We start from the raw sequence: 22,237 nt of genomic DNA on the forward strand, positions 1-22,237 counted from the left end.
CGACCGCGTTCATGCCGTGCGCACCAGCCCGCAGTACAGGCCCTCGATGGCGAAGTCGCTGCCCGGCGGCACCTCGATCGGCGCGTAGTCCGGATTGCGCGGCAGCAGCCGCAGCCGCGTGCGCGTGCGCTCCAGGCGCTTGATGGTGATCTCGCCGTCCACGCGCGCCACCACCACCTGCCCGTTGCGCGCATCGCTCGCGCGCTGCACCGCCACCAGGTCGCCGTCGAAAATGCCGTCGTCGCGCATCGAATCGCCCTTCACCCGCAACAGGTAATCGGGCTTGCTGGTGAACAGGGTGCGGTCAAGCAGCACGTGGCGCTCCACCCCGGCATCGGCACCGATCGGCGCACCCGCGGCGACGCGGCCGAGCACCGGCAGCTCGAGGCGGTCATCGCGCAGCTTCAGCCGCGTGCCGGGCACATGGCGCGTACGCCCCGCCCGGCCGCCGCCGGCCTGCGCCATGCCCGCGACCACGCGGATGCCGCGCGCCTCGTTGGGCCGCACCTCCAGGTAGCCCGCGGCCTGCAGCCGACGCACGTGCTTGTGCGCCGCGCAGGCCTGGCGGAAGCCGAAGGCATCGGCGATCTGCTGCAGCGTGGGCGGTGCACCCTCGGCCCCGGCATGGGCCTGGATGAAGCCGAGCACGTCGCGCTGTCGGGGGGTGAGGTCGTCGGTCATGGGTAAAAATCTATTTACCTTGGCGGGCATAAGCAAGCCCGGCGGTCGGAAGATTCCAGCGCCGGGCGGTCTCAAGGGGTGAGACCTTTTCCGAATCAACGACTTGTGGGGAAATCGCAGACGCGAACCGGCTCAGCGGCCCGCACACTTCCAGGCGACGCGGAACTCGGCCTGGGCCGAGGCAAGCACGTGCCCATGTCTCAGGGAGCACCTTGCGCCAGACCGCGCCGTTCGGTGCCACCAGGGACCGGGAAGTCGACGACGAACCTAAGCCGGCGCAGGAACGGCGCGTCCAGCGCGGACCGCGCCTTGACCGCCAGGATGACAATGCCCTGGTGTCCCTCGATGCCCCGCCGCAGGTAGCTGACTTCGATATTGGCGTAGCGATCGTGGCTGTCCTTTACTTCGCTGCGCTTGCCGAACAGCGCATCCGCCTCGTCGAAGAACAGGATCGCCCCGCCTGCCTCGGCCGCGTTGAAGACGCGCTGGAGGTTCTTCTCCGTCTCGCCGATGTACTTGCTGACCACCGCCGACAGGTCGATGCGATACAGAGGCAAGCCCAGCTCGCTGGCGATCACTTCGGCCGCCATCGTCTTGCCGGTTCCGCTCTCGCCGGCGAACAGCGCGCTGATGCCTAGCCCGGCGCTCATGTGTGCGCGGGATCCCGATTCGTCTTCCACACGCGTGCGGTGCCTGGCCTGCGCCACGATCTGCCGCAGCTGGTCGATCGCGGAGGCGGGCAGCGCGAGATCCGCCAGCGTCGCCCTGGGGACGATTGCCTGGAGCGCAGGGTCATCGAGCAGCCGCGAGTGCACTTTCCGCGCCATTTCGCACTTTTCCCAGCCCGAACGGGTGTCATCCGGCCAAACGGGCTCGGTGGAGAGGTTCGGCCACGTGACTGGCTGCAGCCGACGGAAGTTTGGGCTGGACGTTCAGCCCTCCCCACGCCCGAACGAGAACAACTCGGCCAACGGATGCTTGCGCCGCTCGATCAGCGCCCGCACCAGCCCGGCGCCGATCATCGAATAGGTGATGCCGTTGCCGCCGTAGGCCATGGCGAAATGCACGCGCGGGCCGTGCTGCGGGTGGGGGCCGAAGAACGGCAGGCCGTCGCGGGTTTCCGCGAAGGTGCCGGCCCAGGAGAACGCCGGCCGCAGCGGTAGGTGCGGGAACAGGGCCGCGGCCTTCTCCAGCAGCTTGCGCGCCTTCTTCTCCACGCGTGCATCGCGCCGCGCCGGCACGTCGACGTTGTCGTCCTCGCCGCCAATCAGCAGGCGCCCGTCGCCGGTGCTGCGCATGTACAGATACGGGCGCGCCGTCTCCCACACCATGGTGTCGACCAGCGGGCCGAGGGCGTCCTTGCCGATCGGGTCGGTGATCACGGCGTAGCTGCTGCGATCGGCTGCCACGCGCTTGCGCAGCCACTTCTGGCTGGCGTAGCCCGCGGCGACCACGACGTGCCCGGCGCGCACCGCATGGCCGTCGGCGGTGGTGAGGAGCACATCGCGCGAACGCGTCTGGATGGTGTCGATGGTCGTGCGGTCGAACACCGCGCCACCGCTCTTGCGAAGCCGCGCAAACAGGCGGTAGGCCATGCGGTAGGGGTCCATGCGCGCGGCCAGCCGGCTGAGGATGGCGGCCGGCGCGTCGAAACCGAACTGCTCGCGCACCGCATCCGCCTCCAGCCACGCCATCTCGAAGCCGTGACGCTGGCGCAGCGCGAACTCCTCGCGCAGCGCGCGGGCATCGCGGCGGCGGCTGGCGTAATAGAGGCTCTCGGCGCGGGCGAAATCCACGTCGCGCACGTGCGCCGCCTTTGCCTGCAGCATCGGAATGGCTTCGGCACAGGCGCGGTAGGCGAGCACCGCATTGTCCTCGCCATGGCGCTTGGCCAGGTCGACCATGTGCGTGTCGATCTCGTACTGCAGCAGCGCCGTGCTGGCAGCGCTGCTGCCCCAGCCCACATCACGCTGCTCGAACACCGCCACGTCGTGGCCGTGCGCGGCCAACTCGTCGGCAATCAGCGCCCCGGTGATGCCGCCACCGATCACGGCCACGTCGCAGCGATAGTCCGCCTGCAGCGGCGGGAAGGCGTGCATCAGCCCATTCTTGACCGCCCACCAGGGGTAGCCACTTTTCAGGTCCATGGATGAGTGGTTCCTTCGTCGGCTGCCGATGCGTCAATAACGACATGGCTGCTTGCGGCCAGAAGGGCCTTCCACTGGCGGGCGGGCCCTGCGCGTCCTCAATCGTCGCCTTGCGCAGTCGCGCGACTTTGCGCGAACTCGGGGAAGGTCTCCGCCATCGGCTCTGCATCCGGCAGGATGTAGAACACCCCGCCCCGCTCGAACGTGGGACGGATGATCTGCTCGTAGAACTCGGGCGAGACGTTGATGCAGCCATGCGTGACGCGGTTGTCGTCCGGCGAAGGTGACGCAAGGCGTTCGGGGCGCCTCTCGGCCGGGACGCCGGTCGCGGTGGGGTGGATGGAGACTGCGGAATCGTAGTCAACCCACAGCACGCGTCCAGCGTCGATTGACGGACCGTAACCGCCCACGAAGCGACCCGCAGGCGTCGTGCGATCGCGGCCCGGAATCTCGCGAAGCGCGAGACCTGCGATGCCGGGGGCGGTATGGTCGCCGGCCGCCGAGCCAACGAGCCCGGGTGCCGCGCCACGAAGCCGGCCGTCGCCACCGAACACGAAGATCTGTGCGGCGGCCTTGTCGATGACCGCGAACGGATAGCCCTGGCTGTCCTTGGCTGCGACAACCCAGCCCGCGAGCTCGATCACCGTGGGGGACACATCCTGGCCTGACGGAAGCTGGTCGACAGGGGCGACCGGCTGCGCGGCGGCATCCTCGGCACCGGCCACGCTGAAGCTCGCGAACGCCAGCGCCAGTACCAGCGCAAAATTAAAGGCCCGGATCGCAGGGCGCGTGCACGTACGGATGGGACGCTTCCTCGGAACGAAGACTGGATGAAGACAAGGAGACCGGTGGCCAGCAAAGGCCACCAGGTCACGGCTCAGGCCGCTCGTCGCGATCCTTGCAAAAGACTAACCGCGCGGCGCGCGGCGCGGCGCCGCTTCAAGCTGCTGGACGCGGCTTTCCATTTGATCCAACCGCTGGTTGGCCTGCTGTGCGGACTGATTGGCGGATTCGGCGCTCTGCGCCGCGCTCTGCACCCTCGTGTCAAGCTGATCGAGGCGTGAGTTGATCCCTGCAAACTCGTCATCGTAGGTGGCGCAGGCGGAAAGGCCCACGGTGACGACGATCGCCAGGCCGAGCGTGCGCGCCATTACCAGATGTTGTTTGGTCGGAAACATTTCAATGCTCCTTCGTGGGGGAATCGCACCCAGTCTGACGTTGGCTCACGTACATGGATTGTGAAGATGCGGCCTTGATTCGGTACTCAGGCCTGCACCGCCATGTGATACCCGTTGCGCCCCGCCGTCTTCGCCGCGTACAGCGCCGCGTCCGCCTGTTCCATCAAGGTCGCGGCATCAACAGCCCGCGCGGCGTACGCGATGCCGATGCTGGTGGTGACGCTGAGCGGAGTGCCGCCGGCATCGATCTCTTTCGCGGTGGCTTCCACCACCTTGCGCGCGACGGTCTCGGCCGACACGGGCGTGGCGTCCTCGATCAGGATCGTGAACTCGTCGCCGCCCAGGCGCGCGACCAGGTCGGTCTCGCGCACGCTGTCGCACAGGCGCCTGGCGAACGCCTGCAGCACCGCGTCGCCGGCGGCGTGGCCGTGGCGGTCGTTGACGTGCTTGAAGTGATCGATGTCCAGGTACATCAGCGCGATCGGCGTGCCGTGGCGCTGCAGACGCTTGAGCGCCAGCGCCAGGCGTTCCTCGAACTGGCGCCGGTTGGCGACATCGGTGAGCACGTCGACGCGCGACAGCCGCTCCAGCTCGAGCCGGCTCTTCGCGAGCGCCTGCTCGGCCGCCACGCGGCGGTTGATGTTGCGCGCGGTGAGCATGACGTCCGCCTGGCCGCCGCCGTCGTCGTCATTGGCCGGGATGCACCGCGACACCGCCTCGATCCACACGTACTGGCCGTCCTTGTGGCGCACGCGGTAGATCTCGGTGCGCGGCTCCCCGGTGGCGAGTACTTCGGCCATGGCCCGCCGCTGTTTCTCGCGGTCGTCCGGATGCAGGATGTCCCAGCGCGACCCGAGCATCTCCGCGGGTGTCCAGCCGAACATTTCGGTGGCCGACGGCGATACATACAGGCGTTCGCCATCGGCCCGCATGCGCGTGATCACATCGTGCGAATGATCGGCAAGCATGCGGTACCGCCGTTCGCTCTCGCCCAGGCCTGCGATGAGGCGCTTGCGTTCGGCCATCGCCAGGCAGACGGGAATGGTCATCACGCAGCCGCCGGCAAGGAAGATCTGCAGCAGCGCGATCCTCCCGGCACCCGCCAGGTCCTGCTGCAGCCACAGCGGGCCATGGCCGAGCGTGGTGGCCACGGCACCGATCAGCGCCAATGCGATCACGCCCAGCGCCACGCCGGCGAACTGGTGGCGGACCGCGACAAACAGGAGCGCGGGATACGTCAGGAACATCACGGGATACGGTGCAAGGAACACCGCGACTCCCACCGAGACCAGCACGGCCATGGAGCCGGCGAGGCTCCAGCGCCGGTTCTCCGCGATGAACAATCCCAGCCCTTCGCGCTGCGCCACCAGTGTGGTCGTGGCCACGATCACCATGCCCACGACGTGGGCGGCATACCAGTTGGCCAGCGAGCGCAGGAACGGCTGGCCGTGCATGTCGTGGGCCACCCCGGCCGCCATCAGCCCGGTCAGGCCACAGGCCACCAGCGTGGCCCCGGCGGCGATCCAGCCCAGTGCCATCCAGTTCTTCGGGTCGCGGATGTCGGGGACGCGGCTGCGGACGAAGCCGGCCACCGCCAGCACCTCCATCAAATTGAGCGCCGCGATGGCGAGCGCGTACACAGGCTGGTCCCCGGCGAGCATCCGTGCCGGAAACTCGGCCAGGAACGCGACTGCGATGTAACCCGGCCAGGTTTCCGTACGCCTGGACAGCAGCCAGCCGGTGAGAATGCCATTGCCCACCCAGATCGCCGCGAGTTCGCCAGGGCCACGCGCCAGCGTGAGCGAGAGCCACGCGGTCGTTGCGATCAGCACTGCCAGGACCGAGCGGTCGGCCCAATAGGTACGCGGCAGTCTCAGGCGTTTGAGCATTGCGCACTCATGAAGGCGGACCGCCATTTTAGCCCAGGCCATCGCCAATCACCGTCTGCTTACGCTCCGGCGCGAAAGATGGCTGAATTCGCCCCCGGCGCGGCTACCCCAGGAACGCCCCCATGAAGATCCCGACGCATGTCCCGCGGTACATCCACGTCCCATTGGCCGCACTGGCCCTGGTCGCATGCAGCCAGACCGGGGATGTCCGCACGGGGTCCGCGGTCCTGGCTGACTGGACCTTGGACGCGCCGGGCCACCCGCTGCATATCAGGCCTGCGGACGTCCCGGCGCCGGAGACCGGCAACGACCCCGAGAAGTCGATCGCCGGCAATGTAAAAGTGGTCGCTCCGGTGGCAGGCGCCCTGCCCGACGTGCCCGACGGCTTCAGCGCCGTGGTGTTCGCCACGGGATTCAAGCAGCCGCGGACGCTGCGCACCGCACCGAATGGCGACATCTTTCTTTCGGAGAGCGGCACCGGCCGCGTGCTGGTGTTCCCCGCGGATGCCACCGCGGGAGGTGCACCGGCCACGCCAACGGTGTTCGCCGAAAACCTCGACCGGCCCTACGGCATCGCCTTCGTGCCGGCGGTCGATCCGCAGTACGTCTATGTCGCAGCAGCGGACAAGGTGGTCCGCTATCCGTATGGCAGCGGCGACACCAAGGCTTCAGGACCGGCCGAAACCATCATCGCGGACATTCCGACCAAGCGGCACTGGACGCGCGACCTCGCGCTGTCGCGCGACGGAAAGCACATGTTCGTATCGGTCGGTTCGGCGTCCAACCTCGGCGTGGCGGGCATGCCCGACATGACGCCCGCGCAGATCCAGGCGCACGAGGCGACCGATGGCCGTGGCGCTGCGTGGGGCGAGGAAAAGGATCGCGCCGTGGTGCGCGTGTTCGACCTCGATGGAAAGAACATCCGCAATTACGCCACCGGCCTGCGCAACTGTTCGGGCCTGGCCATGCAACCGGCCACCGGCAACCTGTGGTGCATCGTCAACGAACGCGACCACCTTGGCCCCTATGTCACGCCGGACTTCATGGCGCGCATCGAGGATGGCGCGTTCTACGGCTGGCCCTGGTACCACCTCGGCGGCCGCGAAGATCCCGCGCTTGCCGGAAAGCGCCCCGACCTCAAGGACCACGTGCGCATGCCGGAGGTATTGTTCCAGGCGCACTCGTCGGCGCTGAGTGCGGTGTTCTACAACCATGACGCCTTCCCGGCCGGGTACCGCGGCGACGCGTTCGTCGCGTTGCACGGCTCGCACAGCCGGCCGCAGATGACCGGCTACAAGGTGGTCCGCGTGCGCATGCAGGGCGGTCAGCCGACCGGCGTCTACGAGGATTTCATGACCGGCTTCGTGGTTGCCAACGGAAGCGTCTGGGGTCGCCCGGCCGGCGTGACCGTTACCCGGGACGGCGCGCTGCTGGTCAGCGATGACGCCAACGGGACGATCTTCAAGGTGACGCGCAAATGACACGCCGCGCAGGGCGGCCAACCGTTCCCAGCAGCAGGAGCAGATGATGAAGACCTACAACGTCGGGTACCTGATCGGCAGCATCGCCAAGGACTCGATCAACCGCAAGCTGGCCAATGCGCTGTTCAAGCTTGCGCCGGAGCAGCTCGCGTTCAAGGAGATTTCGTACCGGGACCTGCCGATCTACAGCTACGACTACGACGCCGACTATCCCGAGGCCGGCAAGGCGTTCAAGCAGGCGATCAAGGGTTCCGACGCCATCCTGATCATCACCCCGGAATACAACCGATCGATCCCCGGCGGCCTGAAGAATGCCATCGACTGGGCCAGCCGCCCGTGGGGCACCAACTCCTTTGCCAACATTCCGTCCGGCGTGATCGGCACCTCGCCCGGTGCCATCGGCACCGCGGTGGGCCAGCAGCACCTGCGCAGCATCCTCGGCTTCCTGAACTCGCCGCAGATGAACTCGCCGGAGGCCTACATCCAGTTCAAGGACGGGATGATCAACGACGCCGGTGAAATCGCCGACAGCTCCACGGCGGATTTCCTGCGCGGCTACCTCAGGGAGTTCCACGAGTTCATCGCGCGCGTGCTGACGGTGTTGCCGCGCGACGCCTGAGGCCGGACCGGAAACGTCGCGCCACGGTGGGGTTGCCGTGGCGCATCGCATCAGCCCAGCAGCTGCGGGTTCATGCGCCACGACGCGTGGTTGAGGAACGCGGCAAACGTGACCCATGCGAGGTACGGCAGCATCAACATGCCGGCCAGCGGCCGCACCCGCCAGAACAGCCACGTGGTGGCGGCGATCACCAGCCACAGCAGCACGATGTCGGCGAAGGCCAGGCCACCCATGCGCCAGGCGAAGAAGCACCATGTCCACAGTGCGTTGAGCACCAGCTGCAGCAGGTACAGCGCGAGCGCGAGCCGCGCGCCCTCCCAGCCGGCACGGCGCCAGACCATCCACGCGGCGAGCGCCATCAGGATGTACAGCAGCGTCCACACCGGGCCGAACACCGAGCCGGGCGGCGCCCAGGAGGGCGTTTCCAGCTGGCGGTAGAAATCGTCGGAGCGCATCGAGGCCGCCGCGCCGATGGCGGCAGCGGCGAAGGTGGTCGCGGCCCAGCCAAGGAGGCCGGTCCAGGGGCTTCGCGTGCGTTCGGTCATGGCGGGCGGTCTCCGGTGCGGTCCCGTGACGCTAGCCGATGCGTGGTGGAGCGCGGGTCAAGGCCTATTCACGACCAGCACGCCATCCGCGCAAGCCACCCAGTGGAGCGTGTCGGCGAGGCGCTGGCCGCCGGTGAACGCGGAGAACGCCGGCAGGACCGACTCGTGCGCGTCGAGCGCGAGCGCGGGATGGCGCCCCGGCAATCCGGGCAGGCGTGCCACCGGATGCAGGTGCCCGCAGAGCACATGCCCTGCCCTGGCATCGGGGATGTCCAGCGGGTGATGGCGGAAGCGGAACGGGCCATCGCGCACGTCGTCGGGCAGGCGCACCACGCCCACGGCATCGGGCAGCAGCAAGCGGTCGTGGTTGCCGGCCACCACCGCGGCCACGCAGCCGGCGTGGGCCGCAAGCAACGCGCGCCAGGCGGCGTCGACCTGCGGCTGGTGGCGTCCGTGGAGGAAGTCGCCGAGGACCCACAGCTCGCGGGCACCCGACCGACGCAGCAGCGCGTCGAGGCGCGCGAGGTCGTGCGCGGTGCCGCCGCTGGGCACGGCGATGCCGGCCGCGCGCAGGGTGTCGCCCTTGCCGAGGTGCAGGTCGGCGATCAGCAGCCGGCCGCGCGCCGGCCAGTACAGCGCGCGGTCGGCGTACAGGCGCATCGGCTCGCCGGCGATGACGAGCTCAAGCACGTCGGGCATGGCGCTTCTCGAGCTGGGCCGCGGCGCGCTGCACGCGCGTGCGCCAGTCTTCGCTGCTGAGCTGGCCGCGCATGGATTCGGCCCACAGCGGGAACGCCAGCGGCGTGAGGCTGCGCGGCGTGTGCAGGTCGAGCGTGCGGTCGCGGCAGCGGCGCAGGGTGTCGCCCAGGCGGCGCACGTCGAGCTGCGCCTCGAGCACTTCGCGTTCGGCCTGGGCGAGCAGCATGTGGCCCGGGTCGTGGCGGCGCAGCACGTCGAACAGCAGGCCGCTGGAGGCCTGCAGCTGGCGCAGCGAGCGGATGGCGCGGCCGGGCAGCGACGGCGGCAGCAGGCCGGCGACGCGGGCGATGTCGCGGAACTGGCGGCGCGCGAGCTCGGCGATGTTGAGGCTGGCGTGCAGGTCTTCGAGCAGGCCGTCGGGGGACAGCATGCGTGCAAGCAGCGCCGCGTCGGGCCAGGCTTCGGCCTGTGCGCTCAGCACCAGGCCGTAGTCGTTCATCGCCCAGGCGAACGTGTTCGGCACCTCGCGCGCCCAGCGCAGCGCCAGCAGCGGCGCCAGGCCCTCGTGCACGGCACGGCCGGCGAACGGAAACACGAACAGGTGCCAGCCCTGGCGCGTCTTCAACGCTTCCACCAGCAGCGTGCCGGGCGTGGGCAGCGCCGAGAGCTGCGTCTGCAGCGCGAGCAGCGGCGACAGCGCGCGCATCTCCGGGCTCGCCGGTGGCTGCGCCAAAATCGCTTCCACCTCGGCGGCGAGTTCACTCGACAGCGGCATGCGCCCGCCCTGCCAGCGCGGCACCATGCCGTCGTTGCGGGTGGCCACGCGCACGTAGGCGGTCATGTCCTTCAGCTGCACCAGCTCAAGCGTGCGGCCGGCGAACTGAAAGCGGTCGCGCGGCCGCAGCCGCGACACGAACGCTTCCTCCACCACGCCGAGGTGCCCGCCCTTCATGTAACGCACCTGCACGCTGCCGTCGCTGGTGATGGTGCCGATGGACAGCCGGTGGCGGAACGCGACGCGGCGGTCGTGCACACGATAGGCGCCGTCGTCGTCACGCAGCACGCGGCGGTAGTCGGGATAGTGCTCGAGCGCACCACCACCGCGGACGATGAAGTCGAGCACGGCCTGCCAGGCCGCATCCGGCAGGTCGGCGAACGCGTGCGTGCCGCGCACCTCGGCCAGCAGCGCGTCGGCAGCGAAGCCGCCGCCGAGCGCCAGGGTGACGCAGTGCTGCGCCAGCACGTCGAGCGACAGCCGCGGCGGCGGGCGCGCTTCGATGCGGCCACCGGCGAGCGCAGCGCGCGCCGCGGCGTATTCGGCCAGTTCCAGCGCGTGCGTGGGCACGCACACCACATGCCCGGCCTCGTCCGGCCGGTGGCGCGCGCGGCCGCCACGCTGCAGCAGGCGCGCCATGCCCTTCGGGCTGCCGACCTGCAGCACCTGGTCGACGGCCGGGAAGTCGACGCCAAGGTCGAGGCTGGAGGTGGCGACCACGCAGCGCACACTGCCGTCGCGCAGGCCGGCCTCGGCGGCGGCGCGCAGCGAGGCGTCGAGCGAGCCGTGGTGCAGCGCCAGGGTCGCCGGGTCGTCCAGCCACACCGCCTGCAGCGCGCGGTGCCAGAGCTCGGCTTGCGAGCGCGTGTTGGTGAACAGCAGGCTGCTGCGTGCGCGCTGCAGCACCGCGGCCACCCGCTGCAGCTGCGACAGGCCGAGATGACCGGCCCAGGGGAAGCGCTCGCCCTCGCCCGGCAGCAGGGTCTCCAGCGTCATCCTGCGCGGTCTGGGTGCGCCGAGGATGGCGGCATCCGGCAGGTGCGGCAGCAGCACGTCGCGGGCTTCGCCGAGGTTGCCGAGCGTGGCCGACAGCCCCCAGGTGCGCGCCGTGGGCGCCAGCGCTCGCAGCCGCGCCAGGCACAGCTGCAGCAGCACGCCGCGCTTGTTGCCGAGCAGCTCGTGCCACTCGTCCACCACCACCGCGCGCACGCCCGCGAGCAGCTCGCCGGCATCGGGATACGACAGGGCGAGCGCGAACGACTCCGGCGTGGTGACCAGCACGTCGGCGAGGCCCTGGCGCGCCAGGCGTCTGTCGCGCGCACTGGCGTCGCCGGTGCGCATGGCCACCGTCCACGGCACGCCAAGTGCGGCGATCGGCTCGCGCACGGCGCGCACCGTGTCCGCCGCCAGCGCGCGCAGCGGTGTGATCCACAGCACGCGCAGGCGCGGCGCGGCTGGCACGCGGGGGCGCGCACGCTTGGGCGCGGGCGTGTCGCCGAGGCGCAGGGCTTCGAGCAGCGGCCCGCCGAGCGCGGCAAGCGTCTTGCCACTGCCGGTGGGCGTGACCAGCAGCCCCGATTCGCCGGCGAGGTAGCGCCGCCAGGCTTCGCGCTGGAACGGCGCCGGCCGCCAGCCCTGCGCGGTGAACCACGCAGTCAGCGGCGCATCGGCGCGTCCGCGTGCCGGCCGTTTTTCCTTCATCGCTGACGGCGCCTGCGCCTCCGCCTGCGGACTCATCGCGCCAGCGCCCGCAGGCTGTCCAGCGTGTCCGCCTCGCGCGCCAGTTTGTCCTCGCGCCAGCGCAGGATGCGCGGGAAGCGCACCGCAATGCCCGATTTGTGTCGCGCCGAGCGGTTCACGCCCTCGAAGCCGAGTTCGAACACATGCAGCGCCTGCACCGAACGCACCGGCCCGAAGCGCTCCAGCGTGTGCGCGCGGATCCAGCGGTCGAGGCGCAGGATCTCGGCGTCGTCCAGGCCCGAGTACGCCTTGGCCACCGGCACCAGCGCATCGCCGTCCCACAGGCCGAAGGTGTAGTCGGTGAACAGCGTGCTGCGCCGGCCATGGCCGGACTGGGCGTAGATCAGCACCGCGTCGATGGCGAGCGGATCGATCTTCCACTTCCACCAGTCGCCGCGCTTGCGGCCATGGCGGTAAGGCGAGTCGGCACGCTTGAGCATCAGGCCTTCGACGCCGCGTTCGCGCGCTTCCCCGCGGAGCGTCGCGGCATGCGTCCAGTCGTCGGCCACGACGCGCGGTGACAGCGCGAGGCGCACCGGATCTGTGTCGGCCAGGACTTCGGCGAGCAGCGCGCGGCGCTCCGCCAGCGGCCGCGCACGCAGGTCCTCGCCCTCCAGTTCCAGCAGGTCGTACGCCAGTACCCGCGCGGGCGCCGCGGCCAGCGCCTTCGGCCCCGGCTTGAGCCGCTGGATGCGGGTCTGCAGCGCACTGAACGGCATCGGCTCGGCACCACCGGGTTGCCAGGCGAGCAGCTCGCCGTCGATCACGCAGTCGCGGCCGAGCGCGGCGGCGGCGGCTTCGATCTCGGGGAAGCGCCCGTCCATGCGCTCCTCGCCGCGCGACCACAGCGCGATCCCGCTGGCGCGGCGGATCAGCTGCAGGCGAATGCCGTCCCACTTCCACTCCAGCAGCCAGTCGTCGATGCTGCCCAGGCTTTCGGCCTCCGCCTCCAGCGGCGAGGCGAGGAAGAACGGATACGGCAGCGCGGCGTCGCCGGGTTGAACCACAGGCGACAGCAGGCCTTCGAGGAACGCCGCCGACGGCGCCCAGCGCCCGAGCATGCGCTGCGCGATGAGCGCAATGTCGACGCCGGAAAGCTCCGCCAGCGCCTGCTGCACCAGGCCCTGCGACACGCCCACGCGCAGCGCGCCGGTGAGCAGCTTGTTGAACACCAGGCGTTCGCGGAAACACAGGCTTCGCCAGGCCTCCACCACCACTGCGCGCCGTGCTTCCGGCGTGTCGTTGGCGATCGGCGCCAGGCGCAGCTCGATCCAGTCGGCCAGGGCGATGTCGCCGCCGGCCTGCGCGCCCGCCGGCGGATCGTCCAGCAGCAGCGCCAGCGTTTCCGCCAGGTCGCCGACCTGGTGATGGCAGTCCTCGACCAGCCAGTCGGGCGTTCCGCTCTCTGCGCCGATCCACGCACGCAATTCGCCGCTGCCGGCGATCTTCGCGCGCGCGCCGCCGATCTTGCCGCCGGCCAGCAACCAGATCGCCCATGCGGCGTCACGCGGCGGCGCGTCGCGGAAGTAGTCCACCAGCGCGCGGCGCTTGTCGCCGGTGCCGGTGCTGCGGTCGAGCCGCTCGTAGAGCGCGGCGAAGCGGCGCATCAGTCGTCCTCGCCGTAGCCCGTGGCGAACACGCCGGTGTCGATGCCACGGTCGTTCAGCACGCGCACCAGCGCGTCGGTGTCGCCGTGGGTGGCGATCACCCGGCGCGCGCCGGTCTCGTGCGCGGTGCGCAGCAGCGCCGGCCAGTCGGCATGGTCGGATACCACGAAGCCGCGGTCGTAGTTGCGGCGCCGGCGGTTGCCGCGGATGCGCATCCAGCCCGACGCAAAGCCCTGCTGTGCGCGCTTGAAGCGGCGGATCCACGGGCTGCCGGCGGCCGACGGCGGCGCCAGCACCAGCTCTCCGGCGAATGCCGTGCCGCGCGCCTCGTCTGCCACGCGCCGGGTGTCGAGCATCGCCACGCCGGCTTCGCGGTAGACCTGCACGCCGGCATCGATCGCGCCGTGCACGAAGGCCGGGCGATCGGTGTGCGCGGCGAGTTCGGCCAGCACGCGCTGCGCCTTGCCGAGCGCGTAGCAGTACAGGATCGCCGCCTCGCCGTTGGCCGCGCATTCCTCGCGCCACGCGACGATGTCGGCGGCCACATCTGCCGCCGGCGTCCAGCGGTAGATCGGCAGCCCGAACGTCGCCTCGGTGATGAACACGTCGCAGGGCACGACTTCGAACGGCAGGCAGGTCGGGTCGTGATCGCGCTTGTAGTCGCCCGACGCCACCCAGGTCTCGCCATCCACTTCGATGCGTACCTGGGTCGAACCGAGCACGTGGCCGGCGGGATGGAACGACACCAGCGCGTTGCCGATGCGCACGCGCTCGCCCAGCACGTGCACGCGGTAGTCCTGCTCACCCAGCCGCCAGCGCAGGATCGGCAGGCCTTCCGCGGCCACGTGGTAGAGGCCCATTCCGCTGCGCGCGTGGTCGCCATGGCCGTGGGTGATCACCGCGCACGGCACCGGGCGCGACGGATCGATATGGAAACCACCGGCGGGGCAATACAGCCCCTCCGGCGTGGAGACCACCAGGTCGCCGCGCGGCATCTTCGCGTGGACTCAGCGCAGGTCGATCTCGCCGACCTTGTCCTTGTAGTCCTTCTTGGGGTCGATGCCGATCATCATCTTCACGCCGGCCAGCATGCTGGAGGCATCGATCCACACTTCGGCGTCTTCGGCATCAAGCCGCAGCAGGCGCAGCCTGGGGTCGTCCTTGCCCTCGAACCAGGCGGCGACGAACGGGTTCCAGAGGCGATCGACCACAGCGCGGTCGGTGTCGACGTGCAGCGTGCCGCGGATGCTGGCGAACAGGTCATGGCCCTTGGAGGCGAAGCCCGCGATCGCGCGTCCGCCACCGTCGCCGAGCTGCCGGACCAGCGCGTTGTCGTTGGAGGTGAAGAACCACAACGGCGCGCGGCGGTCCTCCGCCTGCGCGGTCATGGGACGGGCGTGGCCGTCTTCCATGCCGTCCAGCCCGAGCATGACCGTGCGGTCGCTCTCCAGGGCCTTCCAGAACTTCTCTTCCAGCTTGTGGGTGTCGGTCACGGAGTGCTCCTTTGTTCACGGGGGGATGCGGCAAGCACGCGGTTTAGCACCGCGAAAGTGACAGCGGCGTATGAACAAACGCCCCCGCGCGCCGCCGGCATGACGCTGCTTGAACACTGCTGCGCGGAAACTCCGCATGTCGGCACGCCAGCGTGCGTCGCCGCCGCCCAACCCCCGGAGACTCCAGCACATGACTGCCAACAGCAAGGCGAAGAATGAATTCAAGGCCGTCGCCCGCGAGGCGGCGCAGCTTGGCGCGCGTTTCGTGGGCGTCACCCGCGACTGGTTCGACAACCGCAAGCAGGAAGCCGAGCGCCCGGCCGGCTACTACAGCCGCCGCACCACACCCGGCGGCCCGGCGGACGACGAAGAGCGCACCTACGGCCGCGATGAACACGCGTCGACCACATCCACCACGTCGAGCGGCGCGGGCCGGCGCAGCGGCTACCGCGGCATCGGGCCGCGCGGCTACACCCGCAGCGACGAGCGCATCCGCGAGGACGTCTGCGAGGGCCTGTGCGACAGCGACGCCATCGACGCCGCCGACATCAACGTGCACGTCGGCAGCGGCACCGTGCGCCTGTCGGGCACCGTGCCCAATCGCGCCATGAAGCACCGCGCCGAGGACATCGCCGAATCCGTCAGCGGCGTGCGCGACATCGAGAACTCGATCCGGGTGGCCGGCGTGGATCCGATCGGTGGCTCGCCGTCGTACGGCAGCAGCGGCAGCAGTTCCGGCGCAGGCATGTCTTCGGCAGGCTACGGTGGCGCATCGGCGTCTGGCGCCAGCGCAACCGGCAGCGCGGGCAGCACGCCCGGCGGTGCATCGGGCCACGGTTACGGAACCACCCCCGGCGCCACCACGCCGGGCGGGGCCACGACGGGGACAGGCACCGGTGCCACACCGGCCGCCGGGGCGGGCACGACGGGCGTCAACCGCCCGGACCGCGCCAGCTGACGCGACTGCGGCACGGGGTGCGGCCTGCCTGTGAAGGCGGCCGCGCCCTTCAGGACCCGACGTGCGCGCTGACCGCGGGCGCAGCGTCGGCCATCGCCTCCAGCAGGCTGCAGAGGCTGCGCAGGTCCTGCGCATTGTGCTGGCCGACGCGGCGCAGGTTGGCGGCACTGCCGCCGCGCAGGTACGACAGCCACGCGGCCGGCGCTTCCGAGCCTGGCAAATCGTCCTCGCGCACCACGCCCAGCAGCTCGCGTTCGATGGTGGCGAGCCTGCAGTTCGCCCAGACACCGCGGTAACGGCGGCGCACCGGATGCAGCAGATCGACGTGGCCGCGCCCGAAGACGGGATCGGCAAGCCGCGCGAGGCGGTACCGCGTCGACAGCAGCGGACGGTCGTAGCTCTTGCCGTTGTAGCTGACCAGCACCGTCTCCGGCGCCAGCCACCCGGCGAACGTGCGCAGCATCGCCGCTTCCGCGCCGAGCGTGGTGATGCACAGCTGGCGCATGCGCAGCCCGCCGTCGCGCCAATCCGCGGCGCCGATCATGAACGCACGCGTGCCGGTGCCGCCGGCCAGGCCGGTGGTCTCGGTGTCGAACGCGAGCAGGTGCCCGCGTGCGATCGCGTCCTGGCCGATGCCGTGCAGCGGCAGCACGTCTTCGCCAGCAGGCCACGGCGTCCACTGTTCGAGGAAGCGCAGGCCGGGGGCGATCTCGTCGCCGGGCAGCGTGCGATCCGCCGCGCGCGCCTGCATCAGCGGCGCGGGCGTGCGGATCTTCAGCAGGGTGCGCAGCTGGTTGATGGTGGCCTGGCGTGAATCCGCGGCCGGCAGCGCTGATGCGTACGTGCGTACACCGGGTTCCGACGCGCGCACAACGACGCCCGCCGCGCGAACCGCAACCGGCCCTGGCTGCTCTCCACCCGCCTCCGCGCGCAGCCGCGCGAGCTTCGCCGCCAGCGCGCTCATGGTGCTTCCGCGAGCAGGTCCAGCACGCGCAGGGCCAGCGCGCGCGGCGCGAGGCTCGCGGTCTCGTCGGCGGCAAGGATCGGGCCCACGCAGGCCGGGCACCCCGCACCGCAGTCGCAGCCCGCCACCAGCGCGCGCGCCTGCGCCAGCAGTGCGGCATGGCGCTCGAACAGCGGCGACGACAGGCCCACGCCGCCGGGGTAGTTGTCGTACAGATAGATGGTGGGCGTGAAGCGTCCGAGCAGTTCGACCGCCATGTCGGGCGTGCCGTCGCCGCTGCGCAGCTGGCCGCGGCCGCGGTTGTCGGCAGTGGCGAACCAGGCGCCGTCGCCGCTGCCCACCGACTTCAGCAGGTCGCGGCTCTCGGCCATCACCGCCACCTGCGCGACCAGGTGCAGCGCGTAGGCCGCGCCGAGGAAGCCATCCAGCGCCTCGTGGCGCATGGCGAACGCCTCCTCCAGCGTCGCCTGCGGCAGCTGCCACCACACCGCGCTGGTGTGCAGTTCCTGGTCCGGCAGGTTCACCGGCCCGTAGCCGATGTTCTCGTGGGTGTGGAAGCGGATCTTCTTGTAGCCGGACACCCGCCGCACCACATGCACCTCGCCCAGGTGCGCCGAGCCCTGCCCGGCCGCGGCCTGCTCGGCGTCGTCGAGCACCTTGAGCTTGGTGTAGTCGATGGCGTCGGTGTAGTAGTCGACGCGGGTGCGGGTGACAAACGCCTTGCGGCCCTCCCAGTCGAGCTTCTCCACCTGGAACGGCTCCGACTGGATCATGTGGATCGCGCCCTCGTAGAGAGTGAGCGCGGCGGCGGAATAGTCGACCTCGGCCACGATCACCTGGCGGCCGTCGGTGCGGTCGACGACCACGAAGTTGCCGTCGGCCACCGAGCGCAGGTTGACCGCCTGCGCCGGGTAGCTGTCGGCGATCCACTCCCAGCGCGCGCCCTCGCGGTGCAGCACGCCGCTTTCGGCCAGCACTTGGAGCCATGCCGCGGGATCGACCGGACCGAAGCCGTCGCCATCATGGAACGGCAGTTCGAACGCCGCGCAGCGGATGTGGTCGAGCAGGATCAGCGGCTGGTCGGCCTCGATGCGCGCGTGCTCGGGGTTGGCGTCGGCGAAGAACTCGGGATGGCGCACCACGTACTGGTCGAGCGCGTCGGAGCCGGCCACCAGCACGCCCACCGACGGTTGCTGGCGCCGCCCGGCGCGGCCGAAGCGCTGCCACGTGGCGGAGATGCTGCCGGGATAGCCGTTGAGCACCACCACGTCGAGGCTGCCGATGTCGACGCCGAGTTCCAGTGCCGAGGTGCTCACGATGCCGTCGATCCGCCCGGCGCGCATCTCGCGTTCGACCTCGCGCCGCTCGGTGGGGAGGTAGCCGCCACGGTAGCCGCGGATGCGCCTGGGCTTGCGCGGGTCGTGGTCGAAGACTTCCTTCAGGTACTTGGTGAGCACCTCGACCATCAGCCGCGACTGGCAGAACACCAGCGTCTTCAGCCCGGCGCGGATCGCCAGCCGCGCGATGCGGTTGGACTGCGAGCGCGCGGAGGCGCGGATGCCGAGGTCGACGTTGACCATCGGCGGGTTCCACAGCAGCACATGCTTGTCGCCGCGCGGCGCGCCGCTGTCGTCGATCACGGCGATGTCGGCTTCCGCGGCCTCGATCAGCGCGCGGCCATGCGCGCCAGCGTTGCCGATGGTCGCCGAGCACAGGATGAACTGCGGACTGACACCGTAGAACGCGCACACGCGCTTGAGCCTGCGGATCACGTTGGCGACGTGGCTGCCGAACACGCCGCGGTAGGTGTGGATCTCGTCGATCACCACGTAGCGCAGGTTCTCGAAGAACTGCGCCCACTTGGTGTGGTGCGGCAGGATGCCCTGGTGGAGCATGTCCGGGTTGCTGACCACGATGTCGCCACTGAGGCGGATCGCCTGGCGCGCATCGCCGGGCGTGTCACCGTCGAAGGTCGCCGCGCGCAGGCCGAGACCGCCGGCGGCGTTGAGTTCCAGCAGCTCGGCCACCTGGTCCTGCGCCAGCGCCTTGGTGGGAAACAGGTACAGCGCCTTGCCGCGCGCCTCGAGCGCACTGGCGACCACCGGCAGCGTGTAGCAGAGCGACTTGCCCGACGCCGTGGGCGTCGCCACCACCACGTGGCGGCCGGCCTGCGTCTCCGCCCACGCCTGCGCCTGGTGGCTGTACAACCGGTCGATGCCGCGCGCATGCAGCGCGCGCACCAGCGGCTCCGGCAGGTCGCCGGGCAGCGGCGCGTAGCGGCCGTCCTGGCCCGGCAGCAGCAGGCTGCCGGTGATGCGCGCGGGATACTTCTCGGCGAGCCTGGCGGCGAGCGTGCCGCCGGCGCCGGGGGCGGCCAGCGCCTGCGCTGGCTTGGGGATGGCGTTCAGGGCGGGCTCCGTCGTGATTGAGCAGGCATGCTGGGCAGCGGCCGTCTCACCCCGTGCGACCGCACCTCGCGCCATTCAATCCACGGGCCTAAGACCGAATGCTGCGATCATGGCGGCATGGACACATCCCTCGCGTTCTCCACCCTTTCCCTCCCGCCCGCCCTGCTGCTCGGGGTGGAGGCGCTCGGCTACACCGCGATGACCCCGGTGCAGGCGCAGTCGCTGCCGCCGATCCTCGAAGGCCGCGACGTCATCGCCCAGGCGCCGACCGGCAGCGGCAAGACCGCGGCTTTCGGGCTGGGCCTGCTGCAGCGGCTCGACCCGACCGCGGTGCGCACGCAGGCGCTGGTGCTGTGCCCGACGCGCGAACTGGCTGAGCAGGTCGGCGGCCAACTGCGAAAGCTCGCCCTGGGCGTGCCCAATGTAAAGGTGTCGGTGCTGTGCGGCGGCATACCGCTGGCACCGCAGCTGGCTTCGCTCGCCCATGCGCCGCACGTGGTCGTGGGCACGCCCGGCCGCATCCAGGAGCTGCTGCGCGGCGACGCGTTGCAGCTTGGCGGCGTGCTGGGCTTCGTGCTGGACGAAGCCGACCGCATGCTCGACATGGGCTTCGAGGACCAGATCCGCGACATCGCGCGCCGCATTCCGGCGGCCAGCCAGCGCCTGCTGTTCTCGGCCACGTTCCCGGACGCGATCCGCACGCTTGCCAAAGCCACGCTGCGCAACCCGGCGGAGGTCAGCATCCGCGGCGCCGCCGACGCGCCGGCGATCAACCAGGTGGTGGTGGAGGCCGACCCCGAGCGCAAGGCGCCGCTGCTGGCGGCGCTGCTGCTGGAGCACCGCCCCGAATCCTGCGTGGTGTTCTGCAACATGCGCCGCGACGTGGACGAGGTGGCGGCATCGCTCGCGCACTACGGCTTCGACGCGCTGGCGCTGCATGGCGACATGGAACAGCGCGACCGCGCCGAGACCCTGATGCGCTTCGCCAACCGGAGCTGCAACGTGCTGGTGGCCAGCGACGTGGCTGCGCGCGGCCTCGACATCGAGGACCTCGCCGCGGTGGTGAACTACGACGTGCCCTCGGATCCCGACACCTACCTGCACCGCATCGGCCGCACCGGACGTGCCGGGCGCGGCGGCATCGCGATCACGCTGTGCACGCCGCGCGAGGTGCCGCGCATGAACGCGATCGAGGACCACCAGTTCCGCACCCTGCCGCGCGAGCATGCACAGCCGGTGAACGGCAAGCCCAGGGGCGTGCCGCGGGCGGCGATGGCCACGCTGCGCATCGATGCCGGCAAGACCGACAAGCTGCGCCCGGGCGACATCGTCGGCGCGCTCACCGGCGATGCCGGGCTGCCGGTGGCCGCGATCGGCAAGATCGACGTGCTGGCCACCCGGTCCTACGTGGCCATTGCCCGCGCGCAGTCCGCGAACGCGTTGGCGCGGCTGCGCGAGGGCAAGATCAAGGGGCGGAAATTCCGCGTCAGCGCGTTGTAACCGACATGGGAGAGCCCGCATGCGCATCCTGATCACCGGCGCCACCGGCCTCGTCGGCCAGGGCGTGCTGCGCGAATGCCTGGCCACCGAAGACGTGGCCCACGTCGCCGCACTGGGCCGGCGCCCCAGCGGCGTCACCGATCCCCGGCTCGAGGACATGCTGGTGCCCGACTTCGGCGACCTCGATGCCGTTGCCACGCGACTGCAGCCGTTCGACGGCTGCCTGTACTGCGCCGGTGCGCCACCGCTCGGCACGCCGGAAGCCGAGTACCGCCGCGTCACCGTCGACCTCACCCTCAACGTGGCGCGCACCCTGGCCGCGCGCAACCCCGGGCTGACCTTCGTGTACATCTCGGGCCTGGGCAGCGATCCGCGCAGCCGGGTCATGCAGCTGCGCGTCAAGGGCGAGGCCGAACAGGCGCTGGCCGCGCTGCCGATCCGCACCGTGATGCTGCGCACCGGCGGCATCCAGCCGGTGGGCGGCGAGCGCTCGCCACATGCCGCACTGGCTGCCATGTACCCGGTGCTTGGCCCATTGATGGGGCTTGGGGTGCGGGCCCTGCCCGGCCTGGTGACCGACACCGGGCGCGTCGGTCGCGCGATGCTGGCCGTGCTGCGCGACCCGGATCCGCCGCCGGTCCTGGAGAACGCGGAGATCAACCGCCTCGGCCGCTGAAAACCGGGCATATCGCGCGCTCGACGAAGATGCAATCGGCCGGCGCCGTCAGCGGAACACTTCGACGCGGTCGCCGCGCCGCACCGTCCCCGCCGAGCGCGGCAAGAGCAGCTGCCCGAAGGCCACGCCGTCCGGCGTACGCCGGTAGCCGACCAGCGTGCGCAGCGGCTCGCCGCCGGGGTCACGCTCGCCGCGCAGCGGGTCGACCGTGGTGAACACGCAGCGCACGCAGGGCTCCGCCACCTCGAACTCCACCTCGCCGATCCGGATCCGCGCCCAGCCGTCCTCGGCGTGCGCGGGCACGCCATCGACCACCAGGTTGGGACGGAAGCGCTGCATCGATACCGGCGACGCCAGGCGTGCGTTGAGGCCATCCAGCGATGCCTGCGACAGCAGCAGCACCGGAAAGGCATCGGCGAAGCTGACCACGTCGCCCGGCATGGCCCGCGGTGAGGTCACGGCGCGCGTCGCAGCAGCATCCATGTGCACCAGGCGCAGCGGCGTACCGAGGAACGTGGACAGCCAGGCGTCGGCCTCCGCGTCGAGCAGCGGCGCGCGCAGCCTGCTGTCCCACACATCCACCGCGAGCGTGTCGGCGTCGACCGGCATCGCCGCATGCAGCCGCGGCATGCCGGGGGCTTCCAGCACCAGGCCATCGGCCGCGGGCGTTGCGCGCACCAGGGTCAGCCGCGGGAGTTCGCGACCGGTGACGCACTTGCCACCCGCGTCGACGGCCATCCAGCGCCGGTCGTGGCGCAGGCCGCGACCCTCGACCACCGCGTCCGCGAGTCCGATCCCCGCCGCCGACTTCAGCGGATAGACATGGATGCCGGAGAGTCGCATCGGTCCGTGCCGGTCCGCGGGCGGCGGCATGCCG

Annotated in this window: 20 protein-coding genes; 5 read left to right on the plus strand and 15 right to left on the minus strand. The window is 70.7% G+C overall.

Going from position 1 to position 22,237, the window contains the following annotated elements:
* Window positions 1–9 precede the first annotated feature (9 nt).
* The 6 genes from lexA to H5368_RS05960 form a co-directional block, all read right to left on the minus strand.
* Window positions 10–681, minus strand: a complete 672-nt coding sequence (lexA, locus tag H5368_RS05935) for a transcriptional repressor LexA (protein ID WP_182822327.1) — start codon at window positions 679–681, stop codon at window positions 10–12.
* Window positions 682–881: 200 nt separating this feature from the next.
* Entirely contained in the window at window positions 882–1,508 is a 627-nt protein-coding gene (locus H5368_RS05940; protein ID WP_182822329.1) for an ATP-binding protein, read from the minus strand.
* A 105-nt stretch (window positions 1,509–1,613) separates the two neighbouring features.
* Window positions 1,614–2,828 carry an FAD-dependent oxidoreductase gene (locus H5368_RS05945; protein ID WP_182822331.1) on the minus strand — a complete coding sequence of 405 codons (1,215 nt, stop codon included), beginning with the start codon at window positions 2,826–2,828 and terminating at the stop codon, window positions 1,614–1,616.
* A gap of 98 nt (window positions 2,829–2,926) precedes the next feature.
* Window positions 2,927–3,580 carry a L,D-transpeptidase gene (locus H5368_RS05950; RefSeq protein WP_182823807.1) on the minus strand — a complete coding sequence of 218 codons (654 nt, stop codon included), beginning with the start codon at window positions 3,578–3,580 and terminating at the stop codon, window positions 2,927–2,929.
* Between the two features lie 156 nt (window positions 3,581–3,736).
* Window positions 3,737–4,006 (minus strand): hypothetical protein, encoded by a 270-nt coding sequence (locus tag H5368_RS05955; RefSeq protein WP_182822333.1) that lies wholly within the window; start codon window positions 4,004–4,006, stop codon window positions 3,737–3,739.
* A gap of 86 nt (window positions 4,007–4,092) precedes the next feature.
* Window positions 4,093–5,895 (minus strand): sensor domain-containing diguanylate cyclase, encoded by a 1,803-nt coding sequence (locus H5368_RS05960; protein WP_182822335.1) that lies wholly within the window; start codon window positions 5,893–5,895, stop codon window positions 4,093–4,095.
* Between the two features lie 122 nt (window positions 5,896–6,017).
* On the opposite strand from H5368_RS05960, the gene H5368_RS05965 reads away from it, so the two are divergent.
* The gene (locus tag H5368_RS05965; protein ID WP_182822337.1) at window positions 6,018–7,376 is read left to right on the plus strand and encodes a PQQ-dependent sugar dehydrogenase; all 1,359 of its coding nucleotides are present in this window, start codon (window positions 6,018–6,020) and stop codon (window positions 7,374–7,376) included.
* A 46-nt stretch (window positions 7,377–7,422) separates the two neighbouring features.
* Window positions 7,423–7,995: an NADPH-dependent FMN reductase gene (locus H5368_RS05970; RefSeq protein WP_182822340.1), complete on the plus strand. Its 573-nt coding sequence runs from the start codon at window positions 7,423–7,425 to the stop codon at window positions 7,993–7,995.
* Window positions 7,996–8,045: 50 nt separating this feature from the next.
* Here H5368_RS05970 and H5368_RS05975 read toward each other — a convergent pair whose 3' ends face one another.
* Genes H5368_RS05975 through H5368_RS06000 form a run of 6 tightly spaced genes read right to left on the minus strand, consistent with a single transcriptional unit; the run spans window position 8,046 to window position 14,854 of the window.
* On the minus strand, window positions 8,046–8,540 hold the full coding sequence (locus tag H5368_RS05975; protein ID WP_182822342.1) for a TspO/MBR family protein: 495 nt from the start codon (window positions 8,538–8,540) through the stop codon (window positions 8,046–8,048).
* 57 nt (window positions 8,541–8,597) lie between these two features.
* The gene (pdeM, locus tag H5368_RS05980; protein ID WP_182822344.1) at window positions 8,598–9,239 is read right to left on the minus strand and encodes a ligase-associated DNA damage response endonuclease PdeM; all 642 of its coding nucleotides are present in this window, start codon (window positions 9,237–9,239) and stop codon (window positions 8,598–8,600) included.
* Window positions 9,223–11,715 (minus strand): ligase-associated DNA damage response DEXH box helicase, encoded by a 2,493-nt coding sequence (locus H5368_RS05985; RefSeq protein WP_182823810.1) that lies wholly within the window; start codon window positions 11,713–11,715, stop codon window positions 9,223–9,225. Before H5368_RS05985 ends, pdeM begins: the two co-directional genes overlap by 17 nt.
* Window positions 11,716–11,747: 32 nt before the next feature.
* A complete protein-coding gene (locus H5368_RS05990) occupies window positions 11,748–13,361 on the minus strand; it encodes an ATP-dependent DNA ligase (RefSeq protein ID WP_182822346.1) in 1,614 nt (537 codons plus the stop codon).
* Complete coding sequence (locus H5368_RS05995) at window positions 13,361–14,356, minus strand: ligase-associated DNA damage response exonuclease (RefSeq protein ID WP_182822348.1); 996 nt, start codon at window positions 14,354–14,356, stop codon at window positions 13,361–13,363. The genes H5368_RS05990 and H5368_RS05995 overlap by 1 nt, the downstream gene beginning before the upstream one ends.
* A gap of 12 nt (window positions 14,357–14,368) precedes the next feature.
* Complete coding sequence (locus H5368_RS06000; protein ID WP_182822350.1) at window positions 14,369–14,854, minus strand: pyridoxamine 5'-phosphate oxidase family protein; 486 nt, start codon at window positions 14,852–14,854, stop codon at window positions 14,369–14,371.
* Window positions 14,855–15,044: 190 nt separating this feature from the next.
* Here H5368_RS06000 and H5368_RS06005 point away from each other — a divergent pair, with 190 nt between their 5' ends.
* The gene (locus H5368_RS06005) at window positions 15,045–15,812 is read left to right on the plus strand and encodes a BON domain-containing protein (RefSeq protein WP_182822352.1); all 768 of its coding nucleotides are present in this window, start codon (window positions 15,045–15,047) and stop codon (window positions 15,810–15,812) included.
* A gap of 49 nt (window positions 15,813–15,861) precedes the next feature.
* Here H5368_RS06005 and H5368_RS06010 read toward each other — a convergent pair whose 3' ends face one another.
* Window positions 15,862–16,776 carry a ribonuclease H-like domain-containing protein gene (locus H5368_RS06010; RefSeq protein WP_182822354.1) on the minus strand — a complete coding sequence of 305 codons (915 nt, stop codon included), beginning with the start codon at window positions 16,774–16,776 and terminating at the stop codon, window positions 15,862–15,864.
* The gene (locus H5368_RS06015) at window positions 16,773–19,259 is read right to left on the minus strand and encodes a DEAD/DEAH box helicase (RefSeq protein ID WP_182822356.1); all 2,487 of its coding nucleotides are present in this window, start codon (window positions 19,257–19,259) and stop codon (window positions 16,773–16,775) included. Before H5368_RS06015 ends, H5368_RS06010 begins: the two co-directional genes overlap by 4 nt.
* 42 nt (window positions 19,260–19,301) lie before the next feature.
* Between H5368_RS06015 and dbpA the strand changes: the two genes are divergently transcribed.
* Window positions 19,302–20,684: an ATP-dependent RNA helicase DbpA gene (gene dbpA, locus H5368_RS06020; protein ID WP_182822358.1), complete on the plus strand. Its 1,383-nt coding sequence runs from the start codon at window positions 19,302–19,304 to the stop codon at window positions 20,682–20,684.
* A gap of 19 nt (window positions 20,685–20,703) precedes the next feature.
* Entirely contained in the window at window positions 20,704–21,360 is a 657-nt protein-coding gene (locus H5368_RS06025) for an NAD-dependent epimerase/dehydratase family protein (RefSeq protein ID WP_182822360.1), read from the plus strand.
* Between the two features lie 48 nt (window positions 21,361–21,408).
* Here the strand turns inward: H5368_RS06025 and H5368_RS06030 are convergent, their stop codons facing one another.
* A complete protein-coding gene (locus H5368_RS06030) occupies window positions 21,409–22,233 on the minus strand; it encodes an MOSC N-terminal beta barrel domain-containing protein (protein WP_255486357.1) in 825 nt (274 codons plus the stop codon).
* Window positions 22,234–22,237 lie beyond the last annotated feature (4 nt).

The organism is Luteimonas sp. MC1782 (genome assembly GCF_014164605.1).
Taxonomy (GTDB): Bacteria; Pseudomonadota; Gammaproteobacteria; order Xanthomonadales; family Xanthomonadaceae; genus Luteimonas.